Genomic DNA, 15,462 nt, shown 5'->3' with positions numbered 1-15,462 from the left:
TACTTTGATTCGAGATCTGCATCGACGCCACTTTATCCTGAGCGCCGCCACCGGCGCCGTGGTGGGGGCTTGCGCCCCCACCGCCTGGGCCCAGGCCAGCGCGAAAGCCGCGGCCACGCCGCCTCGCCCTCCTCTCATCCTCGTACTGGGAGACTCCCTGAGCGCCGAGTACGGGCTGGCGCGCGGCACGGGCTGGGTGGCCCTGCTGGAAAAGCAGCTCGCCCAGGACAAGCTGGCGGCCACCGTGGTCAACGCCAGCGTGAGCGGGGAGACCACCGCGGGCGGGCGCTCGCGTCTGGCAGCGCTGCTGGCGCAGCACAAGCCCAGCCATGTGGTGATTGAACTGGGCGGCAACGATGCCCTGCGCGGGCTGCCGCTCAAGAATACCGAAGAGAACCTGACGTGGATGACGCAGGCGGCGCAAAAGGCCGGCGCCAGGGTGCTGCTGGTGGGGATGCAGGTGCCGCCCAACTATGGCACCGACTACGCGAACCGGTTTGCGGGCCTGTTCGCCACGGTCGCGCAGGCCCAGAAGGCCGCCGTGGTCCCTTTCTTCCTGAAGGGCGTGGCGGACGGGGCGGACCCGACCCGCCTGTTCCAGCCGGACCGCATCCACCCACGCGCCGAGGCGCATCCGCAGATGCTGGCCAACGTATGGCCGGAACTCAGGAAATTGCTGCGCTGAAATGGGTCCGGCGCCTCAGGCGCCGGTGGAATCCGCGGGCTGACCGGCAGGGGCATCCGCGCCCTCGGCCGGCTGACCATCCGAGGGCTGGTCCCCCTGCGGGTCATCGGGCCGGCGCTGTGTTTTGGCCCTCAGCTTCTCTTCCTTTTTTTTCTTTTTGGCGAGTTCGCGCTGGCGTTTTTCGTATCCGTAGTTGGGTGTTGCCAAGGTAGTTGCTTCCTGAAGTAGAGGCTCACTGTAACAGCATGGTCTTTTTTCAGGCACATGCCGCAGCGGGCCGCAGTGGGGTTACTGATGCACGGTACGCATGCCAGCTGGCATGGCCCAGGACAGGGCCCGCCAGAAGCAGCCCAATGCCCCAGAACCAGAGCGAAACGGCCACCGCGGCGGTAATGATCGCCCCCCAGAGCAGCATCACGGCAGTGTTTTCCACCACCACGCGCATGCTCGTGATGCCGGCCGTGAGGGCGTCGGTGTCGCGGTCGAGGATCATGGGGATGGACACGACGGATGTGGAGAACACCAGTGCCGCGAACACGCCCCCGACCACGGCATAGACCGCGACGAAGCTCCAGTTCTGCGGGTTGAAGACCGCCTGCAACACGCCCGTGGTCGATGGCATGCCGGTGTTGAAGAACACGGCGAACACCACCAGCGAGGCACGGCCCCACAGCAGCTCGAGCACCACGAGGACCAGCACCAGCATGCCCATGCTGCCCATGTGGCTGTCCCAGCAGGTGAGCGACTCGCTCAATGCCGGCGCCAGCCCCGCCTCGCGCCGCCGGCTGGTGTCATACAGCCCCATGACCAGGAAAGGGCCCAGCAGCAGGCAGCCGCTCGCCAGGGACATCGTGTACTCCGGCCGGGTGCGAAAGACCCAGCCCAGCACCAGCGCCATGGCCCAGAAGCACGTGCCGTAGAACACGGCGATGCCGGGCGCGGCGCGCACGTCCCGCAGGCCCCTGGCGAGCCAGCGGAACGGGTCGGCCAGGCGAAGGCGCTGCAGGGTGACCTGCTGCGCGGTGCCGGTGTCGGCGGCCGTGGAGCCCGCGGGGCCTGCCGCGTCGGGGGCGGGCTTGGAAGAGGTGGCAGTCATGCCGCCACACTAAGCCCCCCGGCACTTGCACGCCACTGCGGAAACTACCACCCCCTGGCACGTCCGGCCGGTGTCAGGCCTCCGGGAAGGCCCGCTCCAGGGCCTGCTGCAGGTCCTGCCGAAGATCCTCCTCCGCTTCCAGCCCGATGGAAAACCGCACGAGCGTGCCGGGCTGGAGATGCGCCGTGGGACGGCTGCGCATGCTGGCAAGGTGGTAAGGCACCACCAGGCTCATCGGCCCGCCCCAGCTGTAGCCGAGCTTGAACAGGCGCAGGCTGTCGCAGAACACGTCCACCTGCTGCTGGGTGTGGCGCGCGTGGATCATCACGCTGAACAACCCGGCGGCCGCGCCCTCGCCGCCGTCGGCCGCACCACACAGCGCCTTCCAGTGGCCGTGGCCAGGCGCCCCCGCCAGCGCCGGGTGCAGGACCTGGGCCACGGCAGGCTGCTGCTGCATCCACTGCGCCAGGCCGCGGGCCGCCCTGTCATGGGCGCGGTAGCGCAAGCCAATGCTGGGCAAGGCACGCAGCACGGCCTCGGCATCGTTGCCGCCCACTCCCAGGCCCAGCCGCATGTGGGTCAGCTTGATCTTCATGTGCAGGCCCGGGTCGCGCGTGATCACGCTGCCCATGAGCACGTCACCGCCGCCACTGGGGTATTTGGTGAGGGCATGGGCCGAGATGTCCACACCCAGGCCGCCGTCTCCGCTGAGATCGAAGGGCGCAAACGCCAGGCCCGCCCCCCAGGTGTTGTCCAGGGCGGTGATCACGCCACGGGCACGGCAGATGCGCACCTGCTCGCAGAGATCCGGAAACTCCATGGTGACCGAGCCCGGGGCCTCCAGCCAGACCAGCCGCGTGGCCGGCGTGATGCGGGCCGCCAGGTCGGCGGGGTCCAGCGGGTCGTACAGCCCATGGGAAACGCCGAAACGCGCGAGTTCGCCGTGGGCGAAATCCTTGCCGGGACCGTAGGCGTTGTCGGGTATCAGCACCTCATCGCCCGGTTTGAGCAAGGCCAGCCCTACATTGGCGATGGCCGCCAGGCCGCTGGGCACCAGCACGCACTGCAGGCCCCCTTCCAGCGTGCACAGGCGCTCTTCGAGGATGAAGGTGGTGGGCGTGCCGTGCAGGCCGTAGGTATAGCCGCTCTTGTCCTTCCACTCGCGCGAGCGCATGGCCGCCACGTTGGGAAAAATGACGGTGGAGGCCTTGTAGACCCCCGGCTGCGGGGCCGCGAACCCGCTGGGTGGCACGTAGCCGTGGTGGACGATGCGGGTGGCGGGATCGGTATCGTGCTCTTTCATGCCAGCCATGGTAGCGCGCCGCCAGGGATACCCCTGGCGGCGCGTATGGCGTGCGGCGCGGCTACGGCGCGCTGGCAGGCGAATCAGCTGGCGGTCACGACCAGCTGGTTGTTGACCGAGGTCACCCCGCTCACGGCCTTGGCAATGGTTTCAGCGCGCTCACGGGCGACGGTGGAAGGCGCCGGGCCGTTCAAGGTCACGCGGCCGTTGACGGTGTTGACATTGATCTTGGCGGCGCTCAGATCGGGATCCTTGGCCAGGCTCGCATTGATCTGCGCGGTGATACCGGCGTCGTCGAGGAACACCATGCCCTTGCTGGCCGCTTCCTTGACGGAAGATTCTGCGTTCGCGGCGCTTTGCTCCACCTTGGTTTCGGCGTTCTGCATCGCGCTTTCTGCCTTGGCCCGGGCGTCGGCCGCTGCCTGCTCGGTCTTTTCGACGGCAGAGTCCAGGCGCTGGCCCACGGTGGGCTCCTCCTTCTTCCCGCAGGCCGACAGGCCCAGGGCCAGGGCGCTCACGGCCAGGATGGTGGCGATACGGTGCGAGGGACGCTGGGAAATCTTCAGGTTGTTCATGCGGAAACTCCTTGCGGTTGGTACATGGCGTGAATGTAATCGTTGTTGGGGTCACGGTGGGTCGGACGCCGCCGAAGCGTCTGTAGGACGGTGCCGGTACGTCCCCCGGCAGGGGCGACAATGGATGCATGCTTGCTTTCCCCTCCTCGCTGACCCGCTGGCTTCCCTTTCTCTCCTGGCCCCGGCCCGACCGTGCCCTGCTCAAGGGGGAGTTCTGGGCCGGCATGACGGTGGGCCTGATGCTGGTGCCGCAGGGGGTCGCCTATGCGGCCCTGGCCGGCATGCCGCTCGTGACGGGCATCTATGCCTCGCTGATTCCCGCCCTGGTGGCGGTGCTGTTCAGTGCGTCCACCCGTCTGGGCGTGGGTCCCACGGCGCTCACCAGCCTGCTGATCGGCGCTTCGCTCACGGGCCTGGCCGAGCCGGGCAGCGCGCAATGGGTGGCCATGGCGGCATGGATCGCCCTGATGTCCGGACTGCTGCAGCTGGTGATGGGCATCGCGCGTTTTGGCTGGCTTCTGAACCTGGTGACATCCCCCGTGCTCAGTGGCTTCACGCAGGCGGCGGCCCTGTTGATCCTGGGCTCTCAGCTCGCGGCGCTCACGGGCCTGCGGTCGGACTGGGGCGCGCTGCTGTCCACGCCCTCGCCCGGCCTGTTTGACCTCGCCGCGGCCGCTTTTGGCCTGGGAAGCCTGGCATTGCTGACCCTCGCACGCCGCTGGCGGCCCAATTTCCCCGCCGCCATCGTCGTCGTGGGCGCTGCGGGCGCGCTGAGCTGGGCGCTGGGCTATGCGGACGCTGGTGGCGCCGTGGTGGGGGCGCTGCCTTCGGGGCTGCCCGCCCCCTACTGGCCCGGCGCCCTCCCCTGGTCGGGATTCGCCGCCCTGGTGATGCCGGTGCTGGTGGTCACGCTGGTGAGCTTTCTCGAAACCGCGTCCAGCGCCAAGGTGGAAAGCCAGCGCTCGGGCGAGCGCTGGAACGAAAACCAGGATCTGATTGGCCAGGGCCTGGCCAAGATCAGCAGCGGGCTGTGCGGCAGCTTTGCCACCAGCGCCTCGTTCTCGCGGTCGGCCATCAACCTGTACGCGGGCGCAAAAAGCGGCTGGGCCACCGTTTTTGCGATCGCGCTGGTGCTGGTGGTGCTGCTCTGGCTCACGCCGGCGCTCTACCACGTGCCGCAATCGGTGCTCGCGGCCGTGGTGGTGACCGCGGTGACCAGCCTCATCAAGCCTGGCACGCTGCTGCGGCTGTGGCGGGTATCGCGGGTGGAGGCGGTGATCGGCGGCGTCACCTTCGCACTGACGCTCGCCACGGCACCCAGGATGTACTGGGGAGTGCTGGTGGGATTGCTGATGAACCTGAGCCACTTCCTGTACCAGCGGCTGCATCCCCGCATCATCGAGGTGGGCCTGCACCCTGACGGCAGCCTGCGCGACCGGCACTTGTGGCATCTTCCCGCGCTCGCCCCCCGGCTGCTGGCGCTGCGCATGGATGCGGAACTCGATTTCGCCTCCGCCAGCGCGCTGGAGCGCCGCGTCACCGAACACCTGGCAGCCCACCCGGAGGTGGTGCACCTGTGCCTGCTGGCCCAGCCCATCAACCGCATCGACGTGACGGGCGTGGAGACCTTCGCCCACCTGCTGGCCTTGCTGCGGTCCCGCGGCGGCACGCTGCACCTGAGCGGCCTCAAGCTGCCCGTGGAGCGGGTGCTGCGCCAGGCGGGCCTGCTGGACGCCGGCGCCGGCCTGGCGATGTACCGCACCGATGCCGACGCCTTGATGGCGCTGCAGCTGCTGCCACCCTCGCCATTGCCCCCTTCTACCGCCCCCGCCCAGGGATAGCTTTGCGGGTTTCACCTAGACACAGGGCTGGCCCTCTTTTTGCTGACGCACTGGTACACTTCATAAACTCTCTTTGCTCCATTTGTGTCTGACTCTGCGGCCTCTTACCTTGTAGATCTGCGCGACCTTCGCCTGGATACTGCACACGCGCTGGTGGCTCAGGCCAGCGGCAGCGAAGCTGCATTGCACCGCGAGGTGCCTTCGCGCTACCTGCAGGGCCTGATCGACGGCCTGTGCGAGCTGTCCCTCAAGGACCCGCTCACCGGCCTGGCCAATCGCCGGCATTTCCGGGCGGTGCTCGAGCGCGAAATCGACCGCGTCACGCGCTCCGGCGAGGCCGCGCTGCTGCTCATGCTCGATATCGACCACTTCAAGAAAGTGAACGACACGCATGGCCATCTGGCCGGCGACATCGTGCTGCAGTCGGTGGCCCGCACGCTCAATGCCTGTGTGCGCCCCATGGACACGCTGGCACGCTATGGCGGCGAAGAGTTCGCGGTGGTGCTGCCCGCATGCCAGGCAGGGTTTGGCCGCGTGGTGGCCGAGCGCATCCGGCGCGCAGTGGCCAACACGCCCATCCGGGTTTCCAGCACGGTGGAGCTCAACGTGTCGGTGAGCATAGGCGGCGCCTTCGCCATGCAGTGGATCCGTTCGACCACGCTGCTGTGGACGGACCGTGCCGACCACCAGCTCTACCAGGCCAAGGCCGAAGGCCGCAACCGCGTCAGCATCGAGGAGCAGCCCGACAGCACGGTCAGTGCCGAAGAGAAAAGCCTGTTGTTCGGACCGCTCTACACCCCCTCGGGCTGGGGCGATCTGCCCCCGCTGGACCCAACAGGCAGCGCCTACTGAAAGTTAGAAGATGAGCGACGCGCTGTCCCCCTCCCCACCCACATCGCCAGCAGTTCCTGCCGGCCCGGCCACGCCCCACGCTCCCGCCCCCGGGGGCGCCCGCATCATTGCGGTCACGAGCGGCAAGGGCGGGGTGGGCAAGACCTTTGTTTCTGCCAACCTGGCCGCCGCCCTGACCCGCCGCGGCCAGCGTGTGCTGGTGCTCGATGCCGACCTGGGCCTGGCCAACCTCGACGTGGTGCTGAACCTGCACCCGAAAATCACGCTGCACGATGTCTTCACCGGCAAGGCCACGCTGGACGAAGCCGTGATCCAGGCGCCCGGCGGCTTCAACGTTCTGCTGGCGGGATCGGGGATGGTCGAGTATTCGCGCCTGACGCCCGAGGTGCGCAACCAGTTCCTGAGCGTGATCCAGGCGCTCACGCCCCAGTACGACGTGGTGCTGCTCGATACCGGCGCCGGGATCTCCGACGTGGTGCTGTTCTCCATTTCGCTCGCCTCCGAGGTGCTGATCGTGGCAACGCCCGAACCCACCTCGCTGACCGACGCCTATGCGGCCATCAAGGTGCTGGCCATGCAGCAAAAGCGCCAGCACGTGCGTATGGTCATCAACCAGGCCGCGCGCCCGGGCGATGGCCGTGCCATCACCAGCCAGCTGCAACAGGTGCTGGACCGCTTTGTGAGCACCGAGTCGGGCCGCCCTATGCGCCTCATCCACATGGGCGACATCCCGGCCGACCCTTCCGTGCGCGACGCCGTGATGCGCCGCCAGCTGCTGTTGCTGCAGACCCCGGGTTGCCCCGCGGCCCTGGCCATTGCCCAGCTGGCCAACAAGATCGAAACCACGCTGCTGACGCCCGCCCCCTGAGCAGCCCGCGGGCTGCTGCGGGCCCCGGGCTGCACGGCGGCGGCCCGCGCGGAAGGCGAAGCGCAGCGGCCCCATTGCGCTGCCTTGCCGTGAATCCCATGGACAACATCCTCAATATCTCCTGCTACAAGTTCGTGCCCCTGCCCGACGCGGCGGCGCTGCGCGACCTGCTGCAAGCGCGCGCCACCGCGGCGGACCTCAAGGGCACCATCCTGCTGGCAGGCGAAGGCATCAACTTCTTCCTGGCGGGGCCTGCGGACGCGGTGCGCGGGTTCGTGGATGCGCTGCGCACCGATGCGCGCTTCGCCGACCTCGACCCCAAGGAAAGCTGGTCGGCCACGGTGCCGTTTCGCAAGATGCTGGTGAAGGTCAAGCGCGAAATCATCCGCATGGACCATCCTGCCATTCAGCCCGCGGAGGGCCGCGCGCCCTCCGTGGCCCCGGCCACGCTGCGCCGCTGGCTGGAGCAGGGACACGACGACGAGGGCCGCGAAGTGGTCACGCTCGACACGCGCAATGCCTTCGAGGTGGACCACGGCACCTTCGACAACGCGATTGACTGGCGCATCGGCAAGTTCACCGAATTTCCCCCCGCCCTGCGCGCGCACAAGGATGCGCTGCAGGACAAGACCGTGGTGAGCTTCTGCACGGGCGGAATCCGCTGCGAGAAGGCAGCCATCCTCATGCGCGAGGAAGGCCTCTCCCATGTCTATCAGCTCGAAGGCGGCATCCTCAAGTACTTCGAGTTGACCGATGGCGCCCACTACCGCGGTGGCTGCTTTGTGTTCGACGAACGCGCGGTGCTGGCCAGCGACCTGTCGGCGGCCGAAGAATCAAGAAAGTGAGCAACCAGCGCTTGCTGGACAAGCGCTGACACCTTGTTTGGCTTGAAAATTCAGCAAGCAGCCATGTGGGGCCACCGCCTCGCATGAACGGGCAGGGGCCTTCGCCAAGGTGGCTGCCTACTTGATGAAGCGGCGCTCGGGCAGCGGTATCCACTCCACCTCGCCGGGCACCTGGCCCAGGGCCTGCGCATCCCAGTCGTCCGCCGCCTGCACGATGCGCTCCTTGCGGCTGGAGACGAAGTTCCACCACATGTGGCGCGGCGCATCGAGGGCATCGCCGCCGATCACCATGAGGCGCGCAGCGGCCTCGCCGGGCACGGACAGGCGCATGCCCTGGCCCGGCTCCACCACGGCGAGCAGTTGCGCACCCAGGGCTTCGCCATCGAGCTGCACGGGGTTGTCCACCGTGTACACCGCCATCTCCTGGGCCAGCGCCGGGATTTCCAGCGTGGCGCCCCCGGGCAGCTGCACGTCGAGATACAGCGTGGGGGAATAGGTCGCCACCGGGGAGGTCTGCCCAAACGCGGTGCCGATGAGCACGCGCACCGTCGCGTCCCCCACGCCTACCTCGGGGATGGTGGCCGCCGGCGTGTGCACGAACGACGGCTCCGCCTCCTCGTGCGCCGTGGGCAGGGCCGCCCACAGCTGGATGCCGTGGTTCACGTAGGCCGTGTCCGCCAGGCTTTCCGGGCGCCGCTCGGAATGCACGATGCCCCGGCCGGCCGTCATCCAGTTGATGGCGCCAGGCTCGATCTGCTGCACGTATCCCAGGCTGTCGCGGTGCATGATGGCGCCGGAAAACAGATAGGTCACGGTGGCCAGCCCGATGTGCGGATGGGGACGCACGTCGTGGCTGTCTCCCGGCACCACGGTCACGGGGCCGAAGTGGTCGAAGAACAGGAACGGCCCGACCGCCTGGCGCTGCACGGCGGGCAGCAGGCGGCGCACGGTGAAGCCGCCGCCCAGGTCCTTGGCGTGGCCCTTGAGTTGCAGGATCGGCCCGCTCATGGCATGCGCTCCGCCGAGGTGCTGATCTCCGTCGTCACGGTGGTCATGAGCTTGTGCACCGGGCATTTCTGCGCAACGGTTTCCAGCTCGCTGATCTGTGCGTCGGTCAGGTCGCCGCTGATCTGCAGCCGTGCCGAAAGGCGGTAGGTGCCGGCACGCTCGGCCGAGGCGTCGCGTTCGATCACGGTGTGCACGTCCTGCACGGGCAGGCCCTTGCGGCGCGCGTACCACAGCACGGTGAGCGCCTTGCAGGCGCCCAGCGCCGCGTCGTACAGGTCATGCGGGTTCGGGCCGCTGTCGGCGCCGCCCTCCTGCACGGTGCCGTCGGCCACGAATTCGTGGCCGCGGATGTGCACGGCCTGGGCCATCGGCGCACCGGGGATGCGCCGCAGTTCGATGGTCATGGGAGCTTCTCCTTTGTTCTCGTGCGGGCCACTGTAGCGTGAAGCGCGCGCTCAGCGGGCCCAGCGCAGGGCCGCGGCCGCCACGCGTTCGCCGAACTGGCGGCCGGTCGCCAGGTCGCCCGGGAACATCTCGGCGGCCGAGGCGTCCGATGGCGACTGCGCCATGGCGCCGCTGAAGGAGCCGATCCAGTTCACGTCCTGGCGCGTGGCGGCCTTGGAGTTGGCAGGCATCATGCCGTTGCCCACCCAAAGGCCCCCATGCTGCATGGCCAGGTGGAACAGGTAGTCCAGCGTGACCTGCTTGTCGCCGTTGGTGCTGGCGCTGTTGGTGAAACCGGCGAAGAGCTTGTCCTTCCACGCCTGGCTGAACCAGGGCTTGGACGAGGCATCGGCGAATTTCTTGAACTGCCAGCTCGGCCCCGCCATGTAGGTGGGCGAACCGAAAATGATGGCGCTGGCGCCGGCCAGCGTGTCCCAGCCTCCCTCGGGCAGGTTGCCGTCCGCATCGATCGCGACAAGCTCGGCGCCCGCGCCTTCGGCCACGGCCTGGGCCAGGCGCTGAGTGTGGCCGTAGCCCGAGTGGTAAACAACGGCGATGTGTGCCATGAAGAAACTCCTGATGGGGAAGCAAGCAGTGAATGAAAACAGGTGGAAGTCAGAAAAGCAGGCGCGGCGCAAGGGCGTGCATGGGCTGCGCTGCCCGCGCACGCCGCCGCCGTAGCGGCCCGGCCCCGTCAGCGCAGTTCAGCGCGCACCGCGCCGGGCGTCCAGGCTCCAGCCGCCCGCGCCAAACGCGACGAGGGCCAGCAGGCCGCCGCTGATGGCGACGTTCTTGAAGAACATGAGCTGCTGCATCATCTGCTTGTCGGCGGGCAGGCTCCAGTACGCGTGGAAGAAAAAGCTGGCCACCAGCGTGAAGAGCGCCAGCGCGAGGGCCGCAAAGCGCGTGCCAAGGCCGAAGATGAGCGCCAGGCTGCCCAGCACCTCGACGGCCGCGGCCACGGCGGCAGCGACGGTCGGCATGGGCAGCCCCACCGAACCGATGTAGCCCACGGTACCGGCAAAGCCGGTGATCTTGCCGATGCCCGCGGGCAGGAACAGGGCCGCCAGCAGCAGGCGGGACGCCAGGGCCAGGGGATTTTGCAGGGATGTGAACATGGTGAACTCCTGGAGAAGTGGTTGCGAAAAGAACGTCAGGTAACTATCAGGCGGCCAGATCAAACACCAGCACCTCGGCATCGTGGCCATGGGTCAACGACAAGGCGGTTTCGTTCTCGATCAGCGCGGCGTCGCCGCCCGACAGAGCATTTCCATTCACCGTGAGCCCGCCACGCACAAGGTGCACGTAGGCCTTGCGCGCCGGGTTCAGGGCCAGTGTGACGGCCTCGCCGGCATTGAGCAAGCCGGCGTACAGGGAGGCGTCGGCGTGGATCGTGACCGAGCCCTGCGCACCGTCGGGAGAGGCCACCAGGCACAGCGCGCCCCGCTTGCTCGCCTCTGCAAAGGTCTTTTGCTCATAGCTTGGCGGGATGCCGCGCACATTCGGCTCGATCCATATCTGCAGGAAGTGCGTCGCCTGTCCCGGCGCATGGTTGAACTCGCTGTGCATCACGCCCGAACCCGCGCTCATGCGCTGCACGTCGCCCGGCGGAATGCCCAGGATGTTGCCCATGCTGTCCTTGTGGGCCAGCTCGCCCGACAGCACGTAGCTGATGATTTCCATGTCCCGGTGGCCGTGCGTGCCAAACCCCGTGCCCGGCGCAATGCGGTCTTCGTTGATGACACGCAGGTTGCCAAAGCCCATGTGGGCCGGATCGTAGTAGCCGGCGAACGAGAAGCTGTGGAACGAATGGAGCCACCCATGGTCGGCATGGCCCCGGTCTTGTGATTTGCGAACAGTCAGCATGGCGCGTGCTCCTTTCAAGCCCCCACTGTAGAACCCGGGTCCAGCACGCAGGGGCTGCCAGATTGATGGAACCGTTCAAATAATCTGAATTAACATGGCGCCACCATGCAAAATGCCCGTGATGTCCTGACCCCTGACGCATTGACCATGCTGCAGGTGATCGCCGAGGCGGGCAGTTTCGCCGCCGCCGCCCGGCAGCTCGGCCTGGTGCCCAGCGCCCTCACCTACCGCGTGCGCCAGATCGAGGACGCGCTGGATGTGCTGCTGTTCGACCGCAGCGCCCGGCAGGCCAAGCCCACAGAGGCGGGCGTCGAACTGCTGCGCGATGGCGCGCGCCTGCTGCAGGACATCGATGCCGTGGCCCACCGGGTGCGCCGCGTGGCCACCGGCTGGGAGCCGCAGCTCACCATTTCGGTCGATGGCGCGATCTCGCCGCACACCATGCTGGAGCTGGTGGACGCGTTCTACGCCATGGCCCCGCCCACCCGGCTGAAACTGCGCGACGGCATCATGACCGGCACCCTGGAGGCCCTGACCTCGGGCCGGGCCGACCTGGCCATCGGCGTGTCGGTCGCCGGCGCCAACGTGGCCGGCCTGCAGCAGGCGCCCCTGGGGGACCTGCTGTTCATCTACGTGGTGGCGCCGCACCACCCGCTGGCCTCCGCGCCCGAGCCCATCACCGACGCCATGCTGCTGCAGCACCGCGCCGTGGCGGTGGCCGATTCGGCCACGCGCGGCGGCGCCACCATGGGCCTGCTGGGCGGACAGGACGTGCTCACGGTGGACACCATGCAGGCCAAGGTGCGCGTGCAGCTGCGCGGCCTGGGCGGCGGCTTCCTGCCCGAACCCATGGTGCGCCCGTACCTCGAGGCCGGCAGGCTGGTGGCGCGCCGCGTGGCGCGCCCCGAACGCAACGTCCGCGTGCACTACGCCTGGGGCGGCCCGGGCTTCACGGCCCCCGGCCGCGCGCTGCAATGGTGGCTCCATCAGCTGCAAAGCCCCGCCACCCGCCGCGCTCTGCTGGAAAACCACCATCATTTCTGATCCGGCGCACACGCCCACGCGCCGCAGCGCGTGTAGAGTGGTTCCTGTTGCATGGCATTTGCGCTCACGCGCGCAGGGCCGTGTATTTCACCTGCCGACCGTCATCGAAAGGCCTTCCATGAGCAACCCCGTTCCACGCCCCGCCAAACGGCACCGACGCACCGCAGCCTCCGGGCCATCCGCCTCCGTGCCGGCCACGGACGCGGCGCCCACCACGTATTCGGGGGCCGCGCAGCGGCACTTCGCCATCATCGGCGCCGGCATGGCGGGCATTGCCTGCGCCCGCACGCTGGTGCAGGCAGGGCACCGCGTGACGGTGTTCGAGAAATCGGCGCAGGCCGGCGGCCGCACCGCCACCATCGACAGCCCGTTCGGCAACTTTGACGCGGGCGCGCAGTACTTCACCGTGCGCGATCCGCGCTTCGCGCGCGCCATCGACACCGTGCCCGGCATCTGCAAGCGCTGGAGCGCCAATTCCGTGCAGGTGCTCGACGCCACCGGCCGCGTGGCCGCCGCCGGCCTGCCCCATCGCGAGGCGCACTGGGTGGCCAGCCCGGGCATGCAGTCGCTGGTGGCCACCTGGGCCGAGCCGCTGCGCCAGGCAGGCCAGCTGGTCACCGGCACGCGCGTGGTCCGCATCGAACGCGACTCCGTGAATGCCCCCGGCTGGCAGCTTCGCACCGAAGGCCCGGGCGGCACCCAGCGCGTCTACGCGGGTTTTGACGCCGTGCTGCTCGCGCAGCCGTCGGTGCCCGCCCAGGCGCTCCTGGCCAGCTCGGCGCTGGACACGCCGCTCACCGAAGCGCTTTCCACCGTCGCCATCGCCCCCTGCTGGACGCTCATGCTGGCCTACCCCCAGGCCGTGCGCCCCGGGCTCACCACGCTGGGCCCGCAATGGAACGCAGCGCGCAGCACCCACCACCGGATTGCCTGGCTGGCGCGCGAATCGTCCAAGCCCGGCCGCAACGTGATCGAGCGCTGGACGGTCCAGGCCAGCCCGGCCTGGTCCGCCGAGCACCTGGAAGACGACGAAGGCCGCGTGCAGGCCAAGCTCATCAAGGCGTTCGCCGAGGTCACCGGCATCCGGGCCGAACCCGCCCATGCCGACACGCGCCGCTGGCGCTACGCGCAAACCACGCACCCGCTGGGCCGCAGCCACCTGTGGGACGCGGGCATGGGCCTGGGCGCCTGCGGCGACTGGTGCCTGGGCCACCGGGTGGAGGATGCCTTCGTGTCGGGCCTGGAGCTGGCACTCGCGGTGGCATGACGGCGGGCGTGGCCGCGGGGCCCCGCTACACCGGCCGGTTCGCGCCCTCTCCCACGGGCCCGCTGCACGCGGGCTCGCTGGTGGCCGCCCTGGCCAGCTGGCTCGACGCCCGGGCCCACCAGGGGCGCTGGCTGGTGCGCATCGAGGACGTGGACACGCCACGCTGCGTGGACGGCGCCGGTGAGTTCATCCTGCGGCAGCTGGCCACCTGCGGCCTGGTGCCCGATGCGCCGCCGGTCTGGCAATCCACCCGCGGCGCGCTGTACCAGCGGGCGCTGGACCAGTTGATCGCGCAGCACCATGCCTACCCCTGCGCCTGCTCGCGCAAGGACATCGAAGAAGCCCAGGCGGCCCTGGGCCATGCGCGCGAGCGGCATGCGGCACTCCCCTACCCCGGCACCTGCCGCCACGGCCTGCACGGGCGCACCGGCCGCTCCTGGCGCTTCAATGCCACAGAGTTTCAGCCAGATCAGGCCCTGGCGCACACGGATCAAGCGCAAGTAGCTACATATTCGATAGCATCCGGCATCCTCGACTGGCAGGACCGCCGCCTGGGCACACAGCGGCAGGACGTTGCCCATGCCGTGGGCGACTTCGTGCTGCGCCGGGCCGACGGGCTCTGGGCCTACCAGCTCGCGGTCGTCGTGGACGATGCGGACCAGGGCATGACCCATGTCGTGCGCGGCGAGGACCTGGCCGACAACACGCCCCGGCAGATCCTGCTGCAGCAGGCCCTGGGCGTGCCCACGCCCTGCTACCTGCACACGCCGCTGGTGTGTGGCGAGAACGGCGAAAAGCTGTCCAAGCAGAACGGGGCCCGGGCGCTGGAGCTGGCCGTCCCCCTGCAGGCACTGGCCGGGGCCGCGCAGGTGCTGGGCCTGCCGCCGCTGACAGATCCGAACACCCGTTGCATCTCGGATGCGCTGACCCTCTGGGTGGCAGCGTGGCGACGAAACTACAATGTCGCACCGTGACCGAACTGACCCACAACGCCTCCACCCCCGCCGCCGCGCCAGCCGCGCCCTCTGCGGCCTCCACGACAACTGGTGGAGCCCCCGCCGGCGTGAGCCATCCCAAGACCATCAAGAGCTTCGTGCGCCGCGCCGGCCGCACCACGACGGGCCAGGCCAAGGCCTTTGAAGACCTGGGGCCCCGCTTCATCCTGCCCTATGCGCCCGCGCCGCTGGATGCCCCCGCGGCCTTTGGCCGCACGGCCCCGCTGGTGCTGGAGATCGGGTTCGGCATGGGCGAGGCCACGGCCCATATCGCCGGGGTCCGCCCGGACGACAACTTCCTGTGCTGCGAAGTGCACGAACCCGGCGTGGGCGCCCTGCTCAAGCGCATCGGCGAGCAGGGGCTGACCAACATCCGCATCCTCCAGCACGATGCCGTGGAGGTGATCGACCACATGCTGCCCGACGGCAGCCTGGATGGCGTGCACATCTTCTTCCCCGACCCCTGGCACAAGAAGAAACACAACAAGCGCCGCCTGATCCAGGCGCCCCTGGTGGCCAAGCTGGCCGCGCGGCTGAAGCCCGGCGGCTACCTGCATTGCGCCACGGACTGGCAGCCCTATGCCGAGCAGATGCTGCAGGTACTGGCCGCCGAGCCCCGGCTCCAGAACACCGCCACGGGCTTCGCCCCGCAACCCGGCTACCGGCCCCTCACCAAGTTCGAGAACCGCGGCCTGCGGCTGGGGCACGGTGTGTGGGATGTTGTGTTCGTGCGACGCCATTGACAACATGACCGCGCCGGCCCACCGTACACC

At 68.9% G+C, this 15,462-nt stretch carries 18 protein-coding genes; 9 read left to right on the top strand and 9 right to left on the bottom strand.

What is annotated here, in order from left to right:
- Positions 1-4 precede the first annotated feature (4 nt).
- Positions 5-685, top strand: coding sequence for an arylesterase (locus tag ACAM51_RS00145; RefSeq protein ID WP_369642381.1), 681 nt, complete (start codon positions 5-7; stop codon positions 683-685).
- A gap of 15 nt (positions 686-700) precedes the next feature.
- Here ACAM51_RS00145 and ACAM51_RS00140 read toward each other — a convergent pair whose 3' ends face one another.
- The 4 genes from ACAM51_RS00140 to ACAM51_RS00125 all read right to left on the bottom strand — a co-directional run bounded on the left by ACAM51_RS00140 (position 701) and on the right by ACAM51_RS00125 (position 3,659).
- The gene (locus ACAM51_RS00140) at positions 701-892 is read right to left on the bottom strand and encodes a hypothetical protein (protein WP_218295150.1); all 192 of its coding nucleotides are present in this window, start codon (positions 890-892) and stop codon (positions 701-703) included.
- A gap of 49 nt (positions 893-941) precedes the next feature.
- Positions 942-1,781 carry a DUF2189 domain-containing protein gene (locus ACAM51_RS00135; protein WP_369642380.1) on the bottom strand — a complete coding sequence of 280 codons (840 nt, stop codon included), beginning with the start codon at positions 1,779-1,781 and terminating at the stop codon, positions 942-944.
- Positions 1,782-1,854: 73 nt separating this feature from the next.
- Positions 1,855-3,093 (bottom strand): PLP-dependent transferase, encoded by a 1,239-nt coding sequence (locus ACAM51_RS00130; protein ID WP_369642379.1) that lies wholly within the window; start codon positions 3,091-3,093, stop codon positions 1,855-1,857.
- Between the two features lie 74 nt (positions 3,094-3,167).
- Positions 3,168-3,659: a BON domain-containing protein gene (locus ACAM51_RS00125; protein WP_369642378.1), complete on the bottom strand. Its 492-nt coding sequence runs from the start codon at positions 3,657-3,659 to the stop codon at positions 3,168-3,170.
- 128 nt (positions 3,660-3,787) lie between these two features.
- On the opposite strand from ACAM51_RS00125, the gene ACAM51_RS00120 reads away from it, so the two are divergent.
- From ACAM51_RS00120 to ACAM51_RS00105, 4 genes are all read left to right on the top strand, one after another.
- A complete protein-coding gene (locus ACAM51_RS00120) occupies positions 3,788-5,500 on the top strand; it encodes a SulP family inorganic anion transporter (protein ID WP_218295154.1) in 1,713 nt (570 codons plus the stop codon).
- A gap of 84 nt (positions 5,501-5,584) precedes the next feature.
- Complete coding sequence (locus tag ACAM51_RS00115; RefSeq protein WP_218295155.1) at positions 5,585-6,352, top strand: GGDEF domain-containing protein; 768 nt, start codon at positions 5,585-5,587, stop codon at positions 6,350-6,352.
- A 10-nt stretch (positions 6,353-6,362) separates the two neighbouring features.
- Positions 6,363-7,220, top strand: a complete 858-nt coding sequence (locus ACAM51_RS00110; protein ID WP_218295156.1) for a MinD/ParA family protein — start codon at positions 6,363-6,365, stop codon at positions 7,218-7,220.
- Between the two features lie 98 nt (positions 7,221-7,318).
- Positions 7,319-8,065, top strand: a complete 747-nt coding sequence (locus ACAM51_RS00105) for a sulfurtransferase (protein WP_369642377.1) — start codon at positions 7,319-7,321, stop codon at positions 8,063-8,065.
- 117 nt (positions 8,066-8,182) lie between these two features.
- On the opposite strand, the gene ACAM51_RS00100 is transcribed toward ACAM51_RS00105, so the two are convergent.
- The 5 genes from ACAM51_RS00100 to ACAM51_RS00080 all read right to left on the bottom strand — a co-directional run bounded on the left by ACAM51_RS00100 (position 8,183) and on the right by ACAM51_RS00080 (position 11,383).
- On the bottom strand, positions 8,183-9,073 hold the full coding sequence (locus tag ACAM51_RS00100; protein ID WP_369642376.1) for a pirin family protein: 891 nt from the start codon (positions 9,071-9,073) through the stop codon (positions 8,183-8,185).
- On the bottom strand, positions 9,070-9,477 hold the full coding sequence (locus ACAM51_RS00095; RefSeq protein ID WP_369642375.1) for an OsmC family protein: 408 nt from the start codon (positions 9,475-9,477) through the stop codon (positions 9,070-9,072). Before ACAM51_RS00095 ends, ACAM51_RS00100 begins: the two co-directional genes overlap by 4 nt.
- Before the next feature lie 51 nt (positions 9,478-9,528).
- Positions 9,529-10,083, bottom strand: coding sequence for a flavodoxin family protein (locus ACAM51_RS00090; RefSeq protein ID WP_218295160.1), 555 nt, complete (start codon positions 10,081-10,083; stop codon positions 9,529-9,531).
- Between the two features lie 138 nt (positions 10,084-10,221).
- Complete coding sequence (locus ACAM51_RS00085) at positions 10,222-10,635, bottom strand: DoxX family protein (RefSeq protein ID WP_218295161.1); 414 nt, start codon at positions 10,633-10,635, stop codon at positions 10,222-10,224.
- Between the two features lie 46 nt (positions 10,636-10,681).
- The gene (locus ACAM51_RS00080) at positions 10,682-11,383 is read right to left on the bottom strand and encodes a pirin family protein (protein WP_369642374.1); all 702 of its coding nucleotides are present in this window, start codon (positions 11,381-11,383) and stop codon (positions 10,682-10,684) included.
- Between the two features lie 105 nt (positions 11,384-11,488).
- On the opposite strand from ACAM51_RS00080, the gene ACAM51_RS00075 reads away from it, so the two are divergent.
- From ACAM51_RS00075 to trmB, 4 genes are all read left to right on the top strand, one after another.
- Positions 11,489-12,427, top strand: coding sequence for a LysR family transcriptional regulator (locus ACAM51_RS00075; protein ID WP_369642373.1), 939 nt, complete (start codon positions 11,489-11,491; stop codon positions 12,425-12,427).
- Between the two features lie 262 nt (positions 12,428-12,689).
- Positions 12,690-13,694 (top strand): FAD-dependent oxidoreductase, encoded by a 1,005-nt coding sequence (locus tag ACAM51_RS00070; protein WP_218339070.1) that lies wholly within the window; start codon positions 12,690-12,692, stop codon positions 13,692-13,694.
- Positions 13,691-14,668 carry a tRNA glutamyl-Q(34) synthetase GluQRS gene (gene gluQRS / locus ACAM51_RS00065; RefSeq protein WP_369642372.1) on the top strand — a complete coding sequence of 326 codons (978 nt, stop codon included), beginning with the start codon at positions 13,691-13,693 and terminating at the stop codon, positions 14,666-14,668. Before ACAM51_RS00070 ends, gluQRS begins: the two co-directional genes overlap by 4 nt.
- A complete protein-coding gene (trmB, locus tag ACAM51_RS00060; RefSeq protein ID WP_369642371.1) occupies positions 14,665-15,432 on the top strand; it encodes a tRNA (guanosine(46)-N7)-methyltransferase TrmB in 768 nt (255 codons plus the stop codon). Before gluQRS ends, trmB begins: the two co-directional genes overlap by 4 nt.
- The last annotated feature ends 30 nt before the right edge of the window (positions 15,433-15,462 follow it).

The organism is Acidovorax sp. A79 (assembly GCF_041154505.1).
Taxonomy (GTDB): Bacteria; Pseudomonadota; Gammaproteobacteria; order Burkholderiales; family Burkholderiaceae_C; genus Acidovorax.
Note: the sequence above shows the minus strand (reverse complement) of the source record. Positions and strands in the feature narration are given on the sequence as shown.

Bases quoted from the DNA above. Each gene is read 5' to 3' on its own strand.
- ACAM51_RS00095 (WP_369642375.1), bottom strand. From the start codon at position 9,477: ATGACCATCGAACTGCGGCGCATCCCCGGTGCGCCGATGGCCCAGGCC.
- ACAM51_RS00085 (WP_218295161.1), bottom strand. From the start codon at position 10,635: ATGTTCACATCCCTGCAAAATCCCCTGGCCCTGGCGTCCCGCCTGCTG.
- ACAM51_RS00090 (WP_218295160.1), bottom strand. From the start codon at position 10,083: ATGGCACACATCGCCGTTGTTTACCACTCGGGCTACGGCCACACTCAG.
- ACAM51_RS00125 (WP_369642378.1), bottom strand. From the start codon at position 3,659: ATGAACAACCTGAAGATTTCCCAGCGTCCCTCGCACCGTATCGCCACC.
- ACAM51_RS00070 (WP_218339070.1), top strand. From the start codon at position 12,690: ATGGCGGGCATTGCCTGCGCCCGCACGCTGGTGCAGGCAGGGCACCGC.
- ACAM51_RS00105 (WP_369642377.1), top strand. From the start codon at position 7,319: ATGGACAACATCCTCAATATCTCCTGCTACAAGTTCGTGCCCCTGCCC.
- ACAM51_RS00100 (WP_369642376.1), bottom strand. From the start codon at position 9,073: ATGAGCGGGCCGATCCTGCAACTCAAGGGCCACGCCAAGGACCTGGGC.
- ACAM51_RS00135 (WP_369642380.1), bottom strand. From the start codon at position 1,781: ATGACTGCCACCTCTTCCAAGCCCGCCCCCGACGCGGCAGGCCCCGCG.
- ACAM51_RS00110 (WP_218295156.1), top strand. From the start codon at position 6,363: ATGAGCGACGCGCTGTCCCCCTCCCCACCCACATCGCCAGCAGTTCCT.
- gluQRS (WP_369642372.1), top strand. From the start codon at position 13,691: ATGACGGCGGGCGTGGCCGCGGGGCCCCGCTACACCGGCCGGTTCGCG.
- ACAM51_RS00080 (WP_369642374.1), bottom strand. From the start codon at position 11,383: ATGCTGACTGTTCGCAAATCACAAGACCGGGGCCATGCCGACCATGGG.
- ACAM51_RS00120 (WP_218295154.1), top strand. From the start codon at position 3,788: ATGCTTGCTTTCCCCTCCTCGCTGACCCGCTGGCTTCCCTTTCTCTCC.
- ACAM51_RS00075 (WP_369642373.1), top strand. From the start codon at position 11,489: ATGCAAAATGCCCGTGATGTCCTGACCCCTGACGCATTGACCATGCTG.
- ACAM51_RS00130 (WP_369642379.1), bottom strand. From the start codon at position 3,093: ATGGCTGGCATGAAAGAGCACGATACCGATCCCGCCACCCGCATCGTC.